Consider the following 14,569-nt stretch of genomic DNA (forward strand, 5'->3'; position numbering starts at 1 on the left):
GTGGATCACTGCTTCTTTCGGGTCCGTGTCGCTGATGGCCGCGTCAGCGACCGGTCTTCGGGGCCTTCCAGCGGGCGATGCCGCGGGCCACGAGGTTGAGGATCATGATGAACGCGATGAGCGTCAGGGCCGCCGCCCAGGCACGGTCGTAGGCTGCGCCGGAGCCGCCGCTGTTGGCGTACTGCAGGTAGATGTACATCGGCAGTGACGCCTGCGGGTCGGAGAACGGGTTGGCGTTGATCACGCTCGTACCCCAGACCAGCAGCAGCACGGGGGCGGTCTCACCGGTGATGCGGGCGATGGCCAGCATGACGCCGGTGGTGATGCCGCCGATGGACGTGGGCAGGACGACCTTCAGGATGGTGCGCCACTTCGGGATGCCGAGCGCCAGGGACGCCTCGCGCAGCTCGTTCGGGACGAGCTTGAGCATCTCCTCCGTGGAGCGGACGACCACCGGGATCATCAGGATGCTCAGGGCCAGTGAGCCGGCGAAGCCGGAGTAGCCCATGTCCAGGATCACGATCCACAGGGTGAGGATGAACAGACCGGCGACGATCGACGGGATGCCCGTCATGACGTCGACGAAGTAGGTGACGGCCTTGGCGAGCCTGCCGCGTCCGTACTCGACCAGGTAGATCGCGGTGAGCACACCGATCGGCACGGAGATCGCGGTGGCGATGCCGACCTGCTCCAGGGTGCCCAGGATGGCGTGGTAGATACCGCCGCCGGGCTCGCTGTCGGCGACGACGCCCATGGAGTGGCTGAGGAAGTAGCCGTCGAGGACCTTCACGCCGCGCTTGACCGTCTCCCAGATGAGGGAGGCCAGCGGGATGACGGCCAGCAGGAAGGCGACCCAGACCAGGCTGGTCGCGGTGCGGTCCTTCGCCTGGCGCTTGCCCTCGACCGCCGCGGAGACGGCGTAGCAGCCGAGGACGAAGAGGACCGAGGCGATCAGCGCCCACTGGATGCTGCTGTGCAGGCCGGCCAGGCTGCTGATGCCCAGGCCCAGCGCGACGGAGGCCGCGGCGACCGCCCAGGAGAACCACTTGGGGAGCGTGGCACCGCGCAGGGAGCTCGCGGACTTCGGGGTGATGGTTGCGTGGCTCATGCGTTGGCCCCCGAGTACTCCTTGCGGCGGGCGATGATCAGGCGGGCGCCGCCGTTGACCAGCAGGGTGATGACGAAGAGGACCAGACCGGACGCGATCAGCGCGTCCCGGCCCGTCACGGTGGCCTCGTTGAACTTGCTGGCGATGTTCTGGGCGAACGTGCCGCCGCCCGGGTCGAGCAGGCTGGCGTTGATGTCGAAGGACGGCGAGAGCACCATGGCCACGGCCATCGTCTCGCCGAGCGCGCGGCCGAGGCCCAGCATCGAGGCGGAGATCACGCCGGAACGGCCGAAGGGAAGGACCGACATGCGGATCACTTCCCAGCGGGTGGCGCCCAGGGCGAGGGCGGCCTCCTGGTGCATCTGCGGCGCCTGCCGGAAGACCTCACGGCTGACGCTGGTGATGATCGGCAGGATCATCAGGGCGAGCAGGATGCCGACGGTGAACAGCGAGCGCGCGGCGCCGCCGTTCCACTCGAAGATGCCGGTCCAGCCGAGGTAGTCGTTCAGCCAGCCGTAGAGGCCGGCCATGTTCGGCACCAGGACGAGAGCGCCCCACAGGCCGTAGACGATGGACGGCACGGCGGCGAGCAGGTCGATCACGTACGCGATGGGGCCGCCCAGCTTGCGCGGGGCGTAGTGCGTGATGAACAGCGCGATGCCCACCGAGATCGGGACCGCGATGATCATGGCGATGATCGACGACACGACGGTGCCGTAGACCAGGACCGCGATGCCGAACTCCGGCGGGTTGCCGCTGGGGTTCCACTCGAAGGACGTGAAGAAGTTCGCCTCGTTCTCGCTGAGCGCGAGGACGGTGCGGTAGGTCAGGAAGGCCGCGATCGCGGCCATGATCGCCAACACGAGAATGCCGGACCCTCGGGAGAACCCGAGGAAGATCCGGTCACCGGGGCGGGTGGCGCCGCGGGCGGCGCGCTTCTGCTCCGCCGGGGGCGGCGGGGGGACGGAGGGTGGAGCGGTCTGCTGTGTCGATATGTCCATCAGGGGTTCTCCGGTCTGCGGGGCCTCTCACTGGTCGAGGCCCCATGGCGGCGGTGCACCGGACGGTGCGGTCCGGCCCCTGGTCGGGAGCCGGACCGCACTCGGGGTCAGCTCAGGCTCGAGATGGTGTCGCGAACCTTGGTGATGATCTCCTCGGGCATCGGGGCGTAGCCGGCGTCCGCCAGCAGGCCCTGACCGTCCTCGGAGGCCATGTAGTTCAGGAAGGACTTCGTGGCGGGCAGGGTGTCCGCCTTGTTGCCCTTGTCGCAGGCGATCTCGTAGGTCACCAGGACGAGCGGGTAGGCACCCTCGGCCTCGGGGGTGTAGTCCAGCTCCAGCGCGAGGTCCTTGCCGGTGCCGACGACCTTGGCGGCGCCGATGGCGGCCGTGGCGTTCTCGATGGTGGCCTTGACCGGCTCGGCGGCCTCGGTCTTCACGTCGACGGTGTTGATGTCCTTGGCGTAGGAGAGCTCGAAGTACGAGATCGCACCCTCGGTCTGCTTCACCTGCTGCGCCACACCGGAGGAGCCCTGAGCGGACTGGCCGCCCTTGGCCTCCCACGACTTGCCCGGCTCGTAGGGCCAGGCCTTCGGCGCGGCGGCCTTCAGGTACTTGGTGAAGTTGTCCGTGGTGCCGGACTCGTCGGAGCGGTGGAACGCCTGGATCTTCAGGTCGGGGAGCTTCGCGTCGGGGTTGAGCTTCGCGATCTTCTTGTCGTTCCAGTTGGTGATCTTGCTGTCGAAGATCTCCGAGATGGTCGCGGCGTCCAGGACGAGCTCGTCGACACCCGGGACGTTGTAACCGATCGCGATCGGGCCGCCGACCATCGGCAGGTCGATGGCCTGGCCGTCGGTGCAGATCTCCTTGGAGTCCTCGATCTCCTCCGGCTTGAGCGCCGAGTCGGAGCCGGCGAACGCGGTCTGGCCCTGGAGGAAGGCGGTGATGCCGGCGCCGGAACCGTCAGGACGGTAGTTGATCTGCACGTCCTTGCACGCGGCCGTGTAGTTCTTGACCCAGGCGTCGATCGCGTTCTTCTGCGCGGAGGAGCCGGAGGCCTGGAGCTGGCCCTTGGCGTCGTCGCACTGGATGTTGCCGGTCTGCGCGCTGGCGGAGGAGTCGCCGCTGGCGCTGCCGCCGCTGGTGTCGTCCGACCCGCACGCCGTGAGGGCCAGGGCGCCGGAGACGGCGAGAGCGCCGAGAGCGAGGGCCCGCCGGTTCTTGCGCTGAAGCTTCACTTGAGTTCCTTCCAGGTGCCGCCGTCCTGAATTCGGCGGCGTGCGAAGTCTGAAGTCAGAAGTCCGGGCGACGCTGGTGCCCGATCGGCGGGCGGTTCGCATCGCGTAAGGCCGAAATTAGGCAGAAGAGGTGACGGCGCCGATGGGCGTAAATGAACGAGAGGTGAACCCCTAGGGACGGTGTGGTGAGGTCACGGAACGCTTACGCCAAGGACACGGGTGGATACCGGGCCGGAACGGGGCAGTCCCGTACGGCGGGGGGCTGCGGCCGGGTCGTCGTCCGGGCGTCACCGGAGGGTTGTCCGCGCGTTGCCCGGAGGTGGTGCGGGTGGTGGCAGAGGGGCGGGCGGGCGCTAGCGAGTCGGGCGGAAGGTGGCGAGCAGGGCGTCCACCAGGTCCGCGTCCCTCGGCTCGGTGAGTCGGCGGCGGGCCATGTGCGGGGGGAGCCAGAGGATGCGGTCCACCTCGTCGTTGGGGGTGAACGTGCCGGAAACGGCCTCGGCGGCCCAGTACCGGACCCGCTTCGGCCGGCCGTTCGCCACGTAGTGCGCCGACGGGAGTTCCACGACCGGCACCGCCCAGTGGCCCGTCTCCTCCGCGACCTCGCGCAGCGCCCCGGCGAGCGGGTCCTCGCCGCGCTTCAGCTTGCCCTTGGGCCAGGACCAGTCGTCGTACTTGGGACGGTGCACGAGACACAGTTCGAGCGTCCCCCCAACCGGGGAGCGACGCCACAGGACACAGCCGGCCGCCTGGACGGTGAGGGTGACGGCGGCCGGGCGCGGACCCGGGTACGGGTCCGTGGGCCGGCGGGAGCTGTCGGACGGGCTCACCGGGTGCCTCCCTACAACGAGCCGACGACGTCCGTCTGCCAGCAGTGCTGGAACGCGTACCGCGCCGCCTCCACGTCGTGCCGCTGGTCCGCGTGGAGCACGCCGAGCGCGTACGCCGTGGCCGGGGTGATCCGCGGGGTACGGGCGGCGTGCGCCGCGGCCGCCGACGCCTCGGAGGCGTCCCGGTGCCGGTCCAGGGCTTCGCCCGCGGCGACGAGGCCGACGTTCGGGGGCGGTGCCGGGGCGGTGTCGCCGGTGCTTCCGGCGTGGTTTCCGGCACGGTCGGTGCGGCCCGTGGGGCCTTCGGCGGCGTACAGGACCTCGCGGGCGTACCGGTGCAGGCGCAGCAGCAGGCGGACCTGGTGCCAGGGGACGTCCTGCGGATGCGGTGCCGGGTCCGGCGACAGCCCGTGCATCAGCGCCTCCGCGTTGTACGGGCTGCCCGCGGTACCCAGGGGCAGCGCGGCGACGGCGTCGACGAGCCGCTCCCGCGCGGCCTCGGCCAGCGGGCGCAGGTCGGCGGAGCCGGCGGCCGGGATCAGCGGAACCTCGCTGGCCAGCACGGCGACCTTGTCGGCGACCGCGTGGAAACGGGAGGAGCCGAGGGCCTGCAGCGCCGTGGAGTGCGCCCGGGTCCGGGCCAGGGTGAGCTGCCGGTCCAGCAGGGCACCGGCCTTCGCGGCACCCACGGTGAGCTTGCCGCGTTCGGACACCGCGGTGGCGGCCGTCGTCCCGGCGGGGCCGGAGGCGGTCGCCGTACGCGTGCCGGTACGCGCGCTCGCCCCGGGGGCGAGGGTGGCGACGGCGGCCGAAGGGGCCGACCGGGCCGTCCCGGTTCGGCTCCCGGCGTCCGTCTGGGCCGGGAACCCTGTGCCCGACAGCCGGTGCAGGGCCAGGAGCAGCCGCTCCAGGCGTGCCGAGCAGGCGTGTTCCAGGGCCAGCGTGCCGGAGACCCAGGCCAGTTCCGGGCGCATCGCCTCGGACCAGTCGGGGTCCAGGACCGCCTGGAAGGTGTGCAGGCTGCCGCTGATCCGGCGGGCCGAGCGGCGCAGCGCGAGCGCCGCCTCGACGGAACCCTCCGAGGACGCCGCGCCCGCCCCCGCCTCCCGGTGGAGGCGCAGCGCGCGCAGGAACTCGGTGGCCTGGGCCCGCAGATAACCGGCGAGGGCCCCCGCGGGCACCGGGCCGGTCACCGGGTCGGGCACCGGGCTGATCAGGGGGCTGGGATCCGTCGGTTCAAGGTGTTGCTGTGCCACGCCGGCGCCTCCGGGCGTCAATGAGCATCTCCTGGACGTGCCGCAGGGGCCGGCCGTCCGCGTCCACCGCGTGTCGGGTCCACGTTCCGTCCGAGCCGAGGTGCCAGGACGAGGTGGCGTCGGACATGCCGGTCTCCAGCAGCCGGTTCAGCGCCGCCCGGTGGGCGGGGTCGGTGACCCTGACCAGGGCCTCGATACGGCGGTCGAGGTTGCGGTGCATCATGTCCGCGCTGCCGAACCACACCTCGGGCTCACCGCCGTTGCCGAAGCAGAAGACACGGGAGTGTTCGAGGAAGCGGCCGAGGACGGAACGGACCCGGATGTTCTCCGACAGGCCCTCGACGTCCGGCCGGATCGCGCAGATCCCGCGCACCCACACGTCCACCGGCACCCCCGCCTGCGACGCCCGGTAGAGGGCGTCGATGACCGCCTCGTCCACCATCGAGTTGACCTTGATGCGGACGTAGGCGGGGCGTCCGGCCCGGTGGTGCTGGGCCTCCTTGTCGATCCGTGAGATCAGGCCGTCGCGCAGGGACTTGGGTGCGACGAGCAGCCGCCGGTACGTCTCGCGGCGGGAGTAGCCGGAGAGGCGGTTGAACAGGTCGGAGAGGTCCGCGCCGACCTGCGGGTCGGCGGTGAGCAGGCCGAGGTCCTCGTAGAGCCGGGCCGTCTTGGGGTGGTAGTTGCCGGTGCCGACGTGGCAGTAACGCCGTAGCGTCTCGCCCTCCTGGCGGACCACGAGGGACAGCTTGCAGTGGGTCTTCAGACCGACCAGGCCGTAGACGACGTGGCAGCCGGCCTCCTCCAGCTTGCGCGCCCAGTTGATGTTGGCGTGCTCGTCGAAGCGGGCCTTGATCTCGACCAGGACGAGGACCTGCTTGCCGGCCTCGGCGGCCTCGATCAGCGCGTCGACGATCGGCGAGTCGCCGGAGGTCCGGTACAGGGTCTGCTTGATGGCGAGGACGTCCGGGTCGGCGGCGGCCTGCTCCAGGAAGGCCTGCACGGACGTGGAGAACGAGTCGTACGGGTGGTGCAGGAGCACGTCCCGGCTGCGGAGCGCGGCGAAGATGTCGGGTGCCGAGGCCGACTCGACCTCGGCGAGGTCGCGGTGGGTGCCGGCGACGAACGCGCGGTACTTCAGCTCGGGTCGGTCCAGGCGGTGGATCCGGAAGAGACCGGTGAGGTCGAGCGGTCCCGGCAGCGGGTACACCTCGGCCTCGCCGATCTTCAGCTCGCGCACGAGCAGGTCCAGGACGTCGCGGTCGATGGACTCCTCCACCTCGAGGCGCACCGGCGGTCCGAAACGGCGCCGCATGAGCTCCTTCTCCAGGGCCTGGAGCAGGTTCTCCGCGTCGTCCTCCTCGACCTCCAGGTCCTCGTTGCGGGTGAGCCGGAAGGCGTGGTGCTGCAGCACCTCCATGCCCGGGAACAGCTCCTCCAGGTGGGCGGCGATGACGTCCTCGACGGGGACGTAGCGGCCCGGGGAGCTCTCCAGGAAGCGGGACAGCAGCGGCGGCACCTTGACCCGGGCGAAGTGCTTGTGGCCGGTGACCGGGTTGCGCACGACCACGGCCAGGTTCAGCGACAGGCCCGATATGTACGGGAACGGGTGCGCCGGGTCGACCGCCAGAGGGGTCAGCACGGGGAAGATCTGGTGCCGGAAGAGGGTGAACAGGCGGGCCTGCTCCTTCTCCGTCAGCTCGCTCCAGCGGACCAGGTGGATGCCCGCGTCCGTCAGCGCGGGGAGGACGTCCTCGTGGAAGCAGGCGGCGTGCCGCGCCATCAGCTCGCGCGAGCGGCCCCAGATCATCTCCAGCACCTCGCGCGGCTGGAGGCCGGAGGCGGAGCGGACGGCGACGCCGGTGGCGATGCGGCGCTTCAGGCCGGCCACCCGGACCATGAAGTACTCGTCCAGGTTGCTGGCGAAGATCGCAAGGAAGTTGGCCCGCTCGAGCAGCGGGGTGGCGGGGTCCTCGGCGAGTTCGAGAACCCGCTCGTTGAACGCGAGCCAGCTGCGCTCACGGTCGAGGAACCGGCCCTGGGGCAGCGGTTCGCCGCCCGTCTGCGACTCCTCGTAGGCGTCGAGATCCGCGTCGATGTCGGGTGCCAGGTCGGAGACCGTACCGGCCACGGTGGGCGGCCGGTGTGCGGCGATGGAGCCCACGGAGGGCTGCGCGTGCTGTACCTGTGCCTTTGCGTCGGCGTTCGGCTGGCTCATGGATCCATTGTTCCGCGCCGGCAGCCTCACGGGCGCGTCGGAAAGCGCGGGTGGGATGGGTGGTGCCCCTGGGACGTCCCCGTCGCCCCTCCGGGGCGGCGGTGGCTCTGCGGCGGCGGGATTCATTCGCCGAGCGTCGCAAGGCTGTCTGAATCAGTGGTTACGGAGACATGACGTGCGGGATATCGGGGGGCGGCTCGCGGGGAGCGCGTCCGGGGCGCGAACCGTACATTCCCGGCGGTATGTCCCCACGTCGATCATGTGCCCCGCCCCGGGGTGACGGTCTCGCCCGCCCCGGGCCGGCCCCACGGCCCTCCGCCGGCCGTGCGCACCGGCTGCGGGCGGGCTTGCGCCGGGGGCTGGATCCGGACCCTCGGCATCCGGACCCTCGGCATCCGGGCCCTCGGCGGGGACGGCGGGCCGGAGCGGGGCGCGTCGTCCGGCACGCCCCGCGCCTGGTCCACGTCGCGTCGGCGGCGGCCCTGTGCGGACGCGGCCGCACCGCTGCTCGTCCCGCCGGGTCCGTCAGGTCTCCGTCCGGTACATCAGGTCCGTCTCGTGGGTGAGGAAGCCCAGCCGTTCGTAGACGGCCACGGCCGCCTTGTTGTCGGCGTCGACGTACAGCATCGCGGTGGGCAGCCCCTGCCCCGCCAGGTGCCGCAGGCCGATCGTCGTCAGGGACTTGCCGAGGCCGCCGCCCTGGGCCTGCGGGCTCACGCCGAGGACGTACACCTCGCCGAGGCCCTCCGCCCGGTGCACCTTGGTCCAGTGGAAGCCGACGAGTCCGCCCTCCCGCTCGGCGAGGAAGAAGCCCTCGGGGTCGAACCAGGACTCGGCCTTGCGGTCGTCCAGGTCGCGCTGGGTGAGGGCGCCCTGCTCCGGGTGGTGGGCGAAGGCGGCGGCGTTCAGCGCGAGCCAGGCGGCGTCGTCCTGCCCGGGGACGAAGGCCCGCACGGTCACGCCCTCCGGCAGCACCGGGTCGGGCAGCTCCAGCCCGGCCAACGGCCGCCGCATCTGCCGTAGTTCGCGGAAGAGGGTGAGCCCGAGGACCTGGGCGAGGTGGCGGGCCGCGGAGTGACCGCCGTGCGCCCACACCCGCAGCCGCTTGCCGGAGGCGGCGAGCAGCGCGGACCCGAGCGCCCGCCCGTGCCCCTGCCCCCGGTGAGAGGGGTGCACGACCAGCTCGGCGGCCGGCGGCTCGACCGGGTCGGTGTCCTCCAGCTGGGCGTACCCGACGAGTTCGTCGTTCTTGCCCTCGCTGCCCTCGCTGCCCTCGCGTCCCTCGCGGGTGAGGTAGAGCAACAGATGGGTCACGCCCGCCCGTTCCCCGCCGCGCAGCTGCAACCGCCCCTGTTCGGACACCGCCTGCTGTCCGTCGGTCCGGGCGGCCTCGTCGAGCAGGGCGAGAACCGTCTCGACCTGCTCCGGGGAGAGCGCGGTGTGCGTCTGGAGCGAGCGGGTGCGGCCCGGCCGTGCGAAGTCGTCGCTGGTCATGCGTACGAGGGTAAGCGGCGGGCGCCGAAAACGGACGACGGCGGCATCGGACGCGGCCCCGGCCGCACGGTGCGACCGGTGCCGGGACGTGAAAGATGACCAGGATGTGACCACGAACCTCCTGGTGCGCTACGCGCGTTGACCCTAGGCTGCGCCGGGTGGTCGGCGCGCGCCTCACGCGGGCCCGGCCCGGTCCCGCGTAGACAGGCCCCGACCGACTCCGACCCACGCAGATCCGCAGACCCGCAGGGGGGCGCATGCCAGCCACACCCACGTCCACGTCCTTGACGTACCGTCCGCGCCGCAGACGCCGTACGAACCGTCTCCTGGTGACCGCCGCCGGTGTGCTCACCGTCGGCGCGCTGGCCGCGGCCACCCTGCCCGCGGAGGCGGCGAGCGCGGGTGCGAGCAAGGGCGGCACGTCGCACGGGCACGGCCACCACAAGGGCCACCCGGGCCGCTACCAGGACGTGCAGCTGCTGTCCTTCAACGACCTGCACGGCAACCTGGAGCCCCCGACGGGTTCCTCGGGCCGGGTCACCGAACTGCACCCGGACGGTACGACCAAGACCATCGACGCGGGCGGTGTGGAGTACCTCGCCACCCACCTGCGCGAGGCCCGTAAGGGCAACCGTCACTCCGTCACCGCGGCCGCCGGCGACATGGTGGGCGCGTCCCCCCTCATCTCCGGCCTCTTCCACGACGAGCCCACGATCGAGGCGCTGAACAAGCTCGACCTGGACGTCTCCTCCGTCGGCAACCACGAGTTCGACGAGGGCGCCGAGGAGTTGGGCCGCCTGCAGAACGGCGGCTGCCACCCCGTCGAGGGCTGCTACACGGACAAGAAGTTCAAGGGCGCCGACTTCCCGTACCTGGCGGCCAACGTCCTGAACGAGAAGACGGGCAAGCCCGTCCTGAAGCCGTACTGGGTGTGGAAGCACAAGGGCGTCAAGGTCGGTTTCATCGGCGTGACGCTGGAGGCCACCCCCGACATCGTCTCGGCGGAGGGCGTGAAGGGCCTGTCCTTCAAGGACGAGGTCGAGACGATCGACAAGTACGCCAAGGAGCTCCAGCGCCAGGGCGTGAAGTCGATCGTGGCCCTGGTGCACGAGGGCGGCTTCCCCGCCTCGTCCTCCTACAACTACGACTGCGACTCCCCGGGTGCCGGCGACGGCGTCTCCGGCCCGATCGCCGACATCGCCGAGAAGGTCTCGCCCCAGGTGGACGCGCTGGTCACCGGCCACACCCACGCGGCGTACGTGTGCACGATCCCGGACCCGGCGGGCAAGCCCCGCATGGTCACCTCGGCCGCGTCCTTCGGCCGCCTCTACACGGACACGACGCTGACGTACGACCGCGCGACGGGTGACATCGCCCGTACGGCCGTGAAGTCGGCGAACCACGTGGTGACGCGGGACGTCCCGAAGGCGCCGGACATGACCCGGCTGATCGACGAGTGGAACACCCTCGCCGCCCCCATCGGCAACCGGCCGATCGGTTACATCTCCGGTGACATCGTCAAGGACGGCACCACCGAGTCCCCGCTCGGCGACCTGATCGCCGACGCCCAACTGGCGTACGGCCGGGCGCTGGACCCGGAGACCGACCTGGCCCTGATGAACCCCGGTGGCATCCGCGCTCCCCTCACCCACGCGGCGAGCGCCGCCGAGGGCGACGGCGTGGTCACCTACGCCGAGGGCTTCACCGTCCAGCCGTTCGCCAACACGGTCAACCTCCAGGACTTCACCGGCGCGCAGCTGATCCGGGCTCTCAAGGAGCAGGTGAGCGGCGCGAACGAGGCGGCGCCGAAGATCCTCCAGGTCTCCGCCGGCCTGACCTACACCCTGGACCTGACCAGGACCGGCGCGGACCGGGTGGTCACGGACTCCATCAGGCTGAACGGCTCCGCGATCGACCCGGCCGCCACCTACCGCGTCGCCACGAACAGCTTCCTCGCGGGCGGCGGCGACGGCTTCCCGACCCTCGGCGAGGGCACGGCCGACCTGGTCGGCGACGACGACCTGACGGCCCTGGAGCAGTACCTGACGGCCAACTCCTCCCCCACGACCCCGCTCGCCCCACCGGCGGCGGACCGCATCACGGTCGTCCAGTAGTCGGCGGACGGCCCTTCGGAGGGGCCCGGCACACCTGGCAGGCCGTGCGAGGCCCGGGTGCCGGGCCCCTCCTTCCCGTTCCCGGTCAGGTCCGCTTGGGGCCGGTGATCGCCTCTCCGATCACGAAGCCCGTGGCGGGGCCCTTCGGGATGTCGACATCGGTTCCGTAGGGGACCCGGACGACGCCCAGCCAGTCGGCCTTGTCGGGCCGTGGTTCGGTGAGGACGGTGACGGTGCCCTGGGCGTCGTGGTCGTCGATGATCACGTACACGGGAATGCCGGCGCGGGCGTACTCACGGCGCTTCCTGACCCGGTCGCGGTCCTCGTGGCGCTTTCCCGGAGAGACCACCTCGACCACCAGACGAACCGCCGCCGCATCGACACCGAGCCCGTCCTCGTCCGCATACGGCTCCAGGTCCTCCGGTGCGACGAAGACATCGGGGATCCATCCCTTGTGCCGGAAGATGACATTGGCGTCCTGGTACGCCGAGTACTCGCCGTCTCCCAGGAAACGCACCAGCGCGTTGCGCAGCCGGTTGGCGATCCGGGCATGGGACAGGCGACCGGTGGGCGACACCTCGATGGCTCCCTCGATGATCTCGGCGCGGTAGCCCTCCGGGAGTTCCACAGCCTTCCATGCCTGCCACACGACCTCGTCCAGGTCGGGTCCGTTCTCGGTTCCGTTCTCCGGCCCGGCCGCGGTCCTGATCTCCGACATGGTCTCGGGCCTCTCGTGCGCAAGAGTGGTCATGGTGGCGTCACCTCCTCAAGTGTGGGCTGGGCGTGCTCAGGGCACAAGCAACGCGATCACGGTAGGCGCGGCGGTACGGCTGACCAGGGAAACGGCTCCGGCTCACTCGATCGGATGAGGACGACGCCCGGCCGGGCCGACCGTGCGCACGCCCGGCGCGTGCCCGTCACGTCGAGGCGACGTCTCCCGTTCCGGGCCACACGACCGCCTGCGCGACGATCACCCGCTCGCCGTTGAACGTGACCGACGGCCCTTCGTGGAGTCGGTAACCCATGGCCAGGGCCTCGCTCACCCGACGGCAGAACGCCACATCGTCAGGACCGGTCAGCACGCGGTACACAGGCAGCCCGTCCGGGGGTGTCTTCATGATCCCAGCGTGTCACACGCGTCCCCGGTGTCAGAGGGCCACGAGGTCGATGACGTTGATGACGACGTGGCGGTTGGACACGACGTAGGTGACGAAGCCGCCCCGGAAGCCCGCGGACCAGCTGTTGTCGCGATTGCTGAGCGCCGGCGGACCGAACGGGTTGAGGGTGAGCAGCTTCTCGAGGTTCTCGAGCGACGTCCGCTGGGAGTCCGGTAACGCGGCCTTCCGCGCCGCCGCGCGGTCCACGTACCGGATGGAGTACGCGCTCACCGGCGTCCGCCCGCCTCGACGGGCCGGCCGGCCGCGTCGTAGCCGTGCCCCTCCGCGTCGCGGAACACGAGGCCTTCGGTGTCGTCCGCCGTCATGCGCTTGACGGTCTGTTCGACGTCGTCGAGGTAGCTCGGTGTGGCGCAGGCGCAGGCGAAGGGGAACCACTTGTCGATCACGGCGTCGAGCGCCGACTGGTCGAAGTCGGCGGCGGCACTCAGCCACTCCTGCTCGAAGGCCTGCAACCAGTCCCGGCGCCGCTGCAGGGCCGCTCGGATCGCCTCGGGTGTCCTTTCGCAGGAGTTCGGATCCACCTCGTGGGCCATGGTCGGCTCCTCTCCTCCGGCCGGGGTGTGACGTGGGGGCCGGAGGTCCACGGTAGAACGCGGGGGACGCCGGACGTGGGCGGTCGGACGTGTCACCTGCCACCACCCGCCCCGATGCGTTCCCCCCGGCTGACCACGACACGCAGGACGTCGCCCAGGGACTCCGTCGCCCTGGTGAGCGCGCAGCGCACCGCCCGCTCCCCGGCCTCCGGGTCGCCGGGCACGGCCCTGGCACCCGCGAGCACCTGCTCACCCGAGTCCCACTGGGCCGCCTCGATGGGAGGCCGGCTGCTGAAAACCGTGAGCACTCGGCGGTCGAATGTCACTCAAGCGCTCAGATGAGCGGTATGCGAACAGCAGGGGCCGATGTGCTCACGGTTTCCACGCGGTACCGGAGGAGCACCGGCCTCGTCCCGGTCCGTGACGGCAAGGCGCGGACGGCACGGTGTTCGCCTTCGGCTCTGACGCGTGGGCGACGTTCCTGACAGCGGCTCAAGCCTCGGGCACGGGCAGAGGCTGGGCGACTGTGGTGTCAGTGACGGCTGCCAGGATGACACGTATGGCGATCAAGGATGTAGCTCGGCATGACGTGAGTGAGCGGGGTGTCGAGCAGGCACTGGAAGACATCGAGCGGCGGACCAGACGCCGCTGGCACACGATGCAGTACGACTGCTACTCCGACACGGAGTTGCAGGCCATGCGCGATGACCTTCTCGATCACCTCGCCGCCTGCACGGTGGTGGACCCCCGACTCGGCAGCGCCCCGCCCGGCGGCGTCCTGCGCACTGCGGCGGAGTGCGCCCTGGGGTTCCTGGAGCTTGGCTGTCATCCCAACGGTGACCAGGAAATCCCCTTTCCCCTGATAGGCGAGAGCATCAGCAGCGAGGACACGGACTTCGAGGCTGCGGTGGAGCACGCCTCCACCGCGAGGGACTGGCTGGATGCCTTCGCGCTGTGCCTGATGAGCGGCATGGTGTGGGAACAGGACCGGATCATCGGGCTACTGCTGCGTGAGCACGTGTCCACGATCCACGACGGGGTGCCGTACTCGAAGCTGGAATCGAAGTCGGATCCGGCGGAACTGGCGGAGATGGACACCCTCGCCTGCTATCTGAACCAGGATCGCGGGCACCTGCCCCAGGGCTGGCCGTCGGTGCCGTTGCGCATGCCGGAGGTCGACGAACGCCTCGACGCGGCGCTACGACTGAATGCGCTCGGCACCCTGACGCCGGACCAGCGACTGCTGCGCGTGCTCCTGGAGGACAACCAGTCAGCCTTCGAACAGGCTCTGGCGCATCGTCTGGCCCAGCACCGGGAGAGCGCACCGCCCGATGCGGCGCTCCGCAGCCTGCTTCCGCAGAAGACCATCGCCCTGGCCGCACTGGCAGTCCAGGTACACGGCTGGGACGTGCGCGTCCGATCCGCCTACCTGCCGCCCGCTTTGCTCAATGCCCCGGAAGGCGCTCCGTCAGTCAGTAGGTGAATCAGCGTCCAGCAGGTGGATCGGCGTCCCGACCCCCGTTCGGGCGGAAGTTCCACACTGCACCACCGGTTGGGCGGCGGGACGGACGCAGGCGCGTGGAGTCTGTTCCGCGAGCGCTC

14 protein-coding genes are annotated in these 14,569 nt (G+C 70.9%); 2 read left to right on the forward strand and 12 right to left on the reverse strand.

The window, feature by feature from the left end; translation table 11 throughout:
• Positions 1–43: 43 nt before the first annotated feature.
• The 7 genes from pstA to mshD all read right to left on the reverse strand — a co-directional run bounded on the left by pstA (position 44) and on the right by mshD (position 9,142).
• Entirely contained in the window at positions 44–1,108 is a 1,065-nt protein-coding gene (gene pstA, locus JL475_RS22790) for a phosphate ABC transporter permease PstA (RefSeq protein ID WP_202279682.1), read from the reverse strand.
• The gene (gene pstC, locus JL475_RS22795; protein WP_202279683.1) at positions 1,105–2,109 is read right to left on the reverse strand and encodes a phosphate ABC transporter permease subunit PstC; all 1,005 of its coding nucleotides are present in this window, start codon (positions 2,107–2,109) and stop codon (positions 1,105–1,107) included. The genes pstA and pstC overlap by 4 nt, the downstream gene beginning before the upstream one ends.
• Before the next feature lie 107 nt (positions 2,110–2,216).
• Positions 2,217–3,344 (reverse strand): phosphate ABC transporter substrate-binding protein PstS, encoded by a 1,128-nt coding sequence (gene pstS, locus JL475_RS22800; protein WP_202279684.1) that lies wholly within the window; start codon positions 3,342–3,344, stop codon positions 2,217–2,219.
• Positions 3,345–3,697: 353 nt separating this feature from the next.
• A complete protein-coding gene (locus JL475_RS22805) occupies positions 3,698–4,174 on the reverse strand; it encodes an NUDIX hydrolase (RefSeq protein ID WP_202279685.1) in 477 nt (158 codons plus the stop codon).
• Positions 4,175–4,185: 11 nt separating this feature from the next.
• Complete coding sequence (locus tag JL475_RS22810; protein ID WP_202279686.1) at positions 4,186–5,430, reverse strand: CHAD domain-containing protein; 1,245 nt, start codon at positions 5,428–5,430, stop codon at positions 4,186–4,188.
• The gene (locus tag JL475_RS22815) at positions 5,411–7,648 is read right to left on the reverse strand and encodes an RNA degradosome polyphosphate kinase (RefSeq protein ID WP_202279687.1); all 2,238 of its coding nucleotides are present in this window, start codon (positions 7,646–7,648) and stop codon (positions 5,411–5,413) included. Before JL475_RS22815 ends, JL475_RS22810 begins: the two co-directional genes overlap by 20 nt.
• Positions 7,649–8,173: 525 nt before the next feature.
• A complete protein-coding gene (mshD, locus tag JL475_RS22820) occupies positions 8,174–9,142 on the reverse strand; it encodes a mycothiol synthase (RefSeq protein WP_202279688.1) in 969 nt (322 codons plus the stop codon).
• A gap of 257 nt (positions 9,143–9,399) precedes the next feature.
• On the opposite strand from mshD, the gene JL475_RS22825 reads away from it, so the two are divergent.
• A complete protein-coding gene (locus JL475_RS22825) occupies positions 9,400–11,256 on the forward strand; it encodes a bifunctional UDP-sugar hydrolase/5'-nucleotidase (protein ID WP_202279689.1) in 1,857 nt (618 codons plus the stop codon).
• A gap of 85 nt (positions 11,257–11,341) precedes the next feature.
• Here JL475_RS22825 and JL475_RS22830 read toward each other — a convergent pair whose 3' ends face one another.
• The 5 genes from JL475_RS22830 to JL475_RS22850 all read right to left on the reverse strand — a co-directional run bounded on the left by JL475_RS22830 (position 11,342) and on the right by JL475_RS22850 (position 13,275).
• A complete protein-coding gene (locus JL475_RS22830) occupies positions 11,342–12,007 on the reverse strand; it encodes a Uma2 family endonuclease (RefSeq protein WP_202279690.1) in 666 nt (221 codons plus the stop codon).
• A 166-nt stretch (positions 12,008–12,173) separates the two neighbouring features.
• Positions 12,174–12,374 (reverse strand): DUF1737 domain-containing protein, encoded by a 201-nt coding sequence (locus JL475_RS22835; protein WP_202279691.1) that lies wholly within the window; start codon positions 12,372–12,374, stop codon positions 12,174–12,176.
• Between the two features lie 30 nt (positions 12,375–12,404).
• Positions 12,405–12,644, reverse strand: coding sequence for a hypothetical protein (locus JL475_RS22840; RefSeq protein ID WP_202279692.1), 240 nt, complete (start codon positions 12,642–12,644; stop codon positions 12,405–12,407).
• On the reverse strand, positions 12,641–12,967 hold the full coding sequence (locus JL475_RS22845) for a DUF6247 family protein (protein WP_202279693.1): 327 nt from the start codon (positions 12,965–12,967) through the stop codon (positions 12,641–12,643). Before JL475_RS22845 ends, JL475_RS22840 begins: the two co-directional genes overlap by 4 nt.
• Positions 12,968–13,059: 92 nt before the next feature.
• Positions 13,060–13,275, reverse strand: a complete 216-nt coding sequence (locus JL475_RS22850) for a hypothetical protein (protein ID WP_237408000.1) — start codon at positions 13,273–13,275, stop codon at positions 13,060–13,062.
• A 251-nt stretch (positions 13,276–13,526) separates the two neighbouring features.
• Between JL475_RS22850 and JL475_RS22855 the strand changes: the two genes are divergently transcribed.
• Entirely contained in the window at positions 13,527–14,450 is a 924-nt protein-coding gene (locus JL475_RS22855; RefSeq protein WP_237408001.1) for an immunity 49 family protein, read from the forward strand.
• The last annotated feature ends 119 nt before the right edge of the window (positions 14,451–14,569 follow it).

It is taken from the genome of Streptomyces sp. M2CJ-2 (assembly GCF_016757295.1).
Classification (GTDB): Bacteria; Actinomycetota; Actinomycetes; order Streptomycetales; family Streptomycetaceae; genus Streptomyces.

Bases quoted from the DNA above. Each gene is read 5' to 3' on its own strand.
- pstA (WP_202279682.1), bottom strand. From the start codon at position 1,108: ATGAGCCACGCAACCATCACCCCGAAGTCCGCGAGCTCCCTGCGCGGT.
- pstC (WP_202279683.1), bottom strand. From the start codon at position 2,109: ATGGACATATCGACACAGCAGACCGCTCCACCCTCCGTCCCCCCGCCG.
- JL475_RS22815 (WP_202279687.1), bottom strand. From the start codon at position 7,648: ATGAGCCAGCCGAACGCCGACGCAAAGGCACAGGTACAGCACGCGCAG.
- mshD (WP_202279688.1), bottom strand. From the start codon at position 9,142: ATGACCAGCGACGACTTCGCACGGCCGGGCCGCACCCGCTCGCTCCAG.
- JL475_RS22825 (WP_202279689.1), top strand. From the start codon at position 9,400: ATGCCAGCCACACCCACGTCCACGTCCTTGACGTACCGTCCGCGCCGC.
- JL475_RS22830 (WP_202279690.1), bottom strand. From the start codon at position 12,007: ATGACCACTCTTGCGCACGAGAGGCCCGAGACCATGTCGGAGATCAGG.
- JL475_RS22835 (WP_202279691.1), bottom strand. From the start codon at position 12,374: ATGAAGACACCCCCGGACGGGCTGCCTGTGTACCGCGTGCTGACCGGT.
- JL475_RS22845 (WP_202279693.1), bottom strand. From the start codon at position 12,967: ATGGCCCACGAGGTGGATCCGAACTCCTGCGAAAGGACACCCGAGGCG.
- JL475_RS22855 (WP_237408001.1), top strand. From the start codon at position 13,527: ATGGCGATCAAGGATGTAGCTCGGCATGACGTGAGTGAGCGGGGTGTC.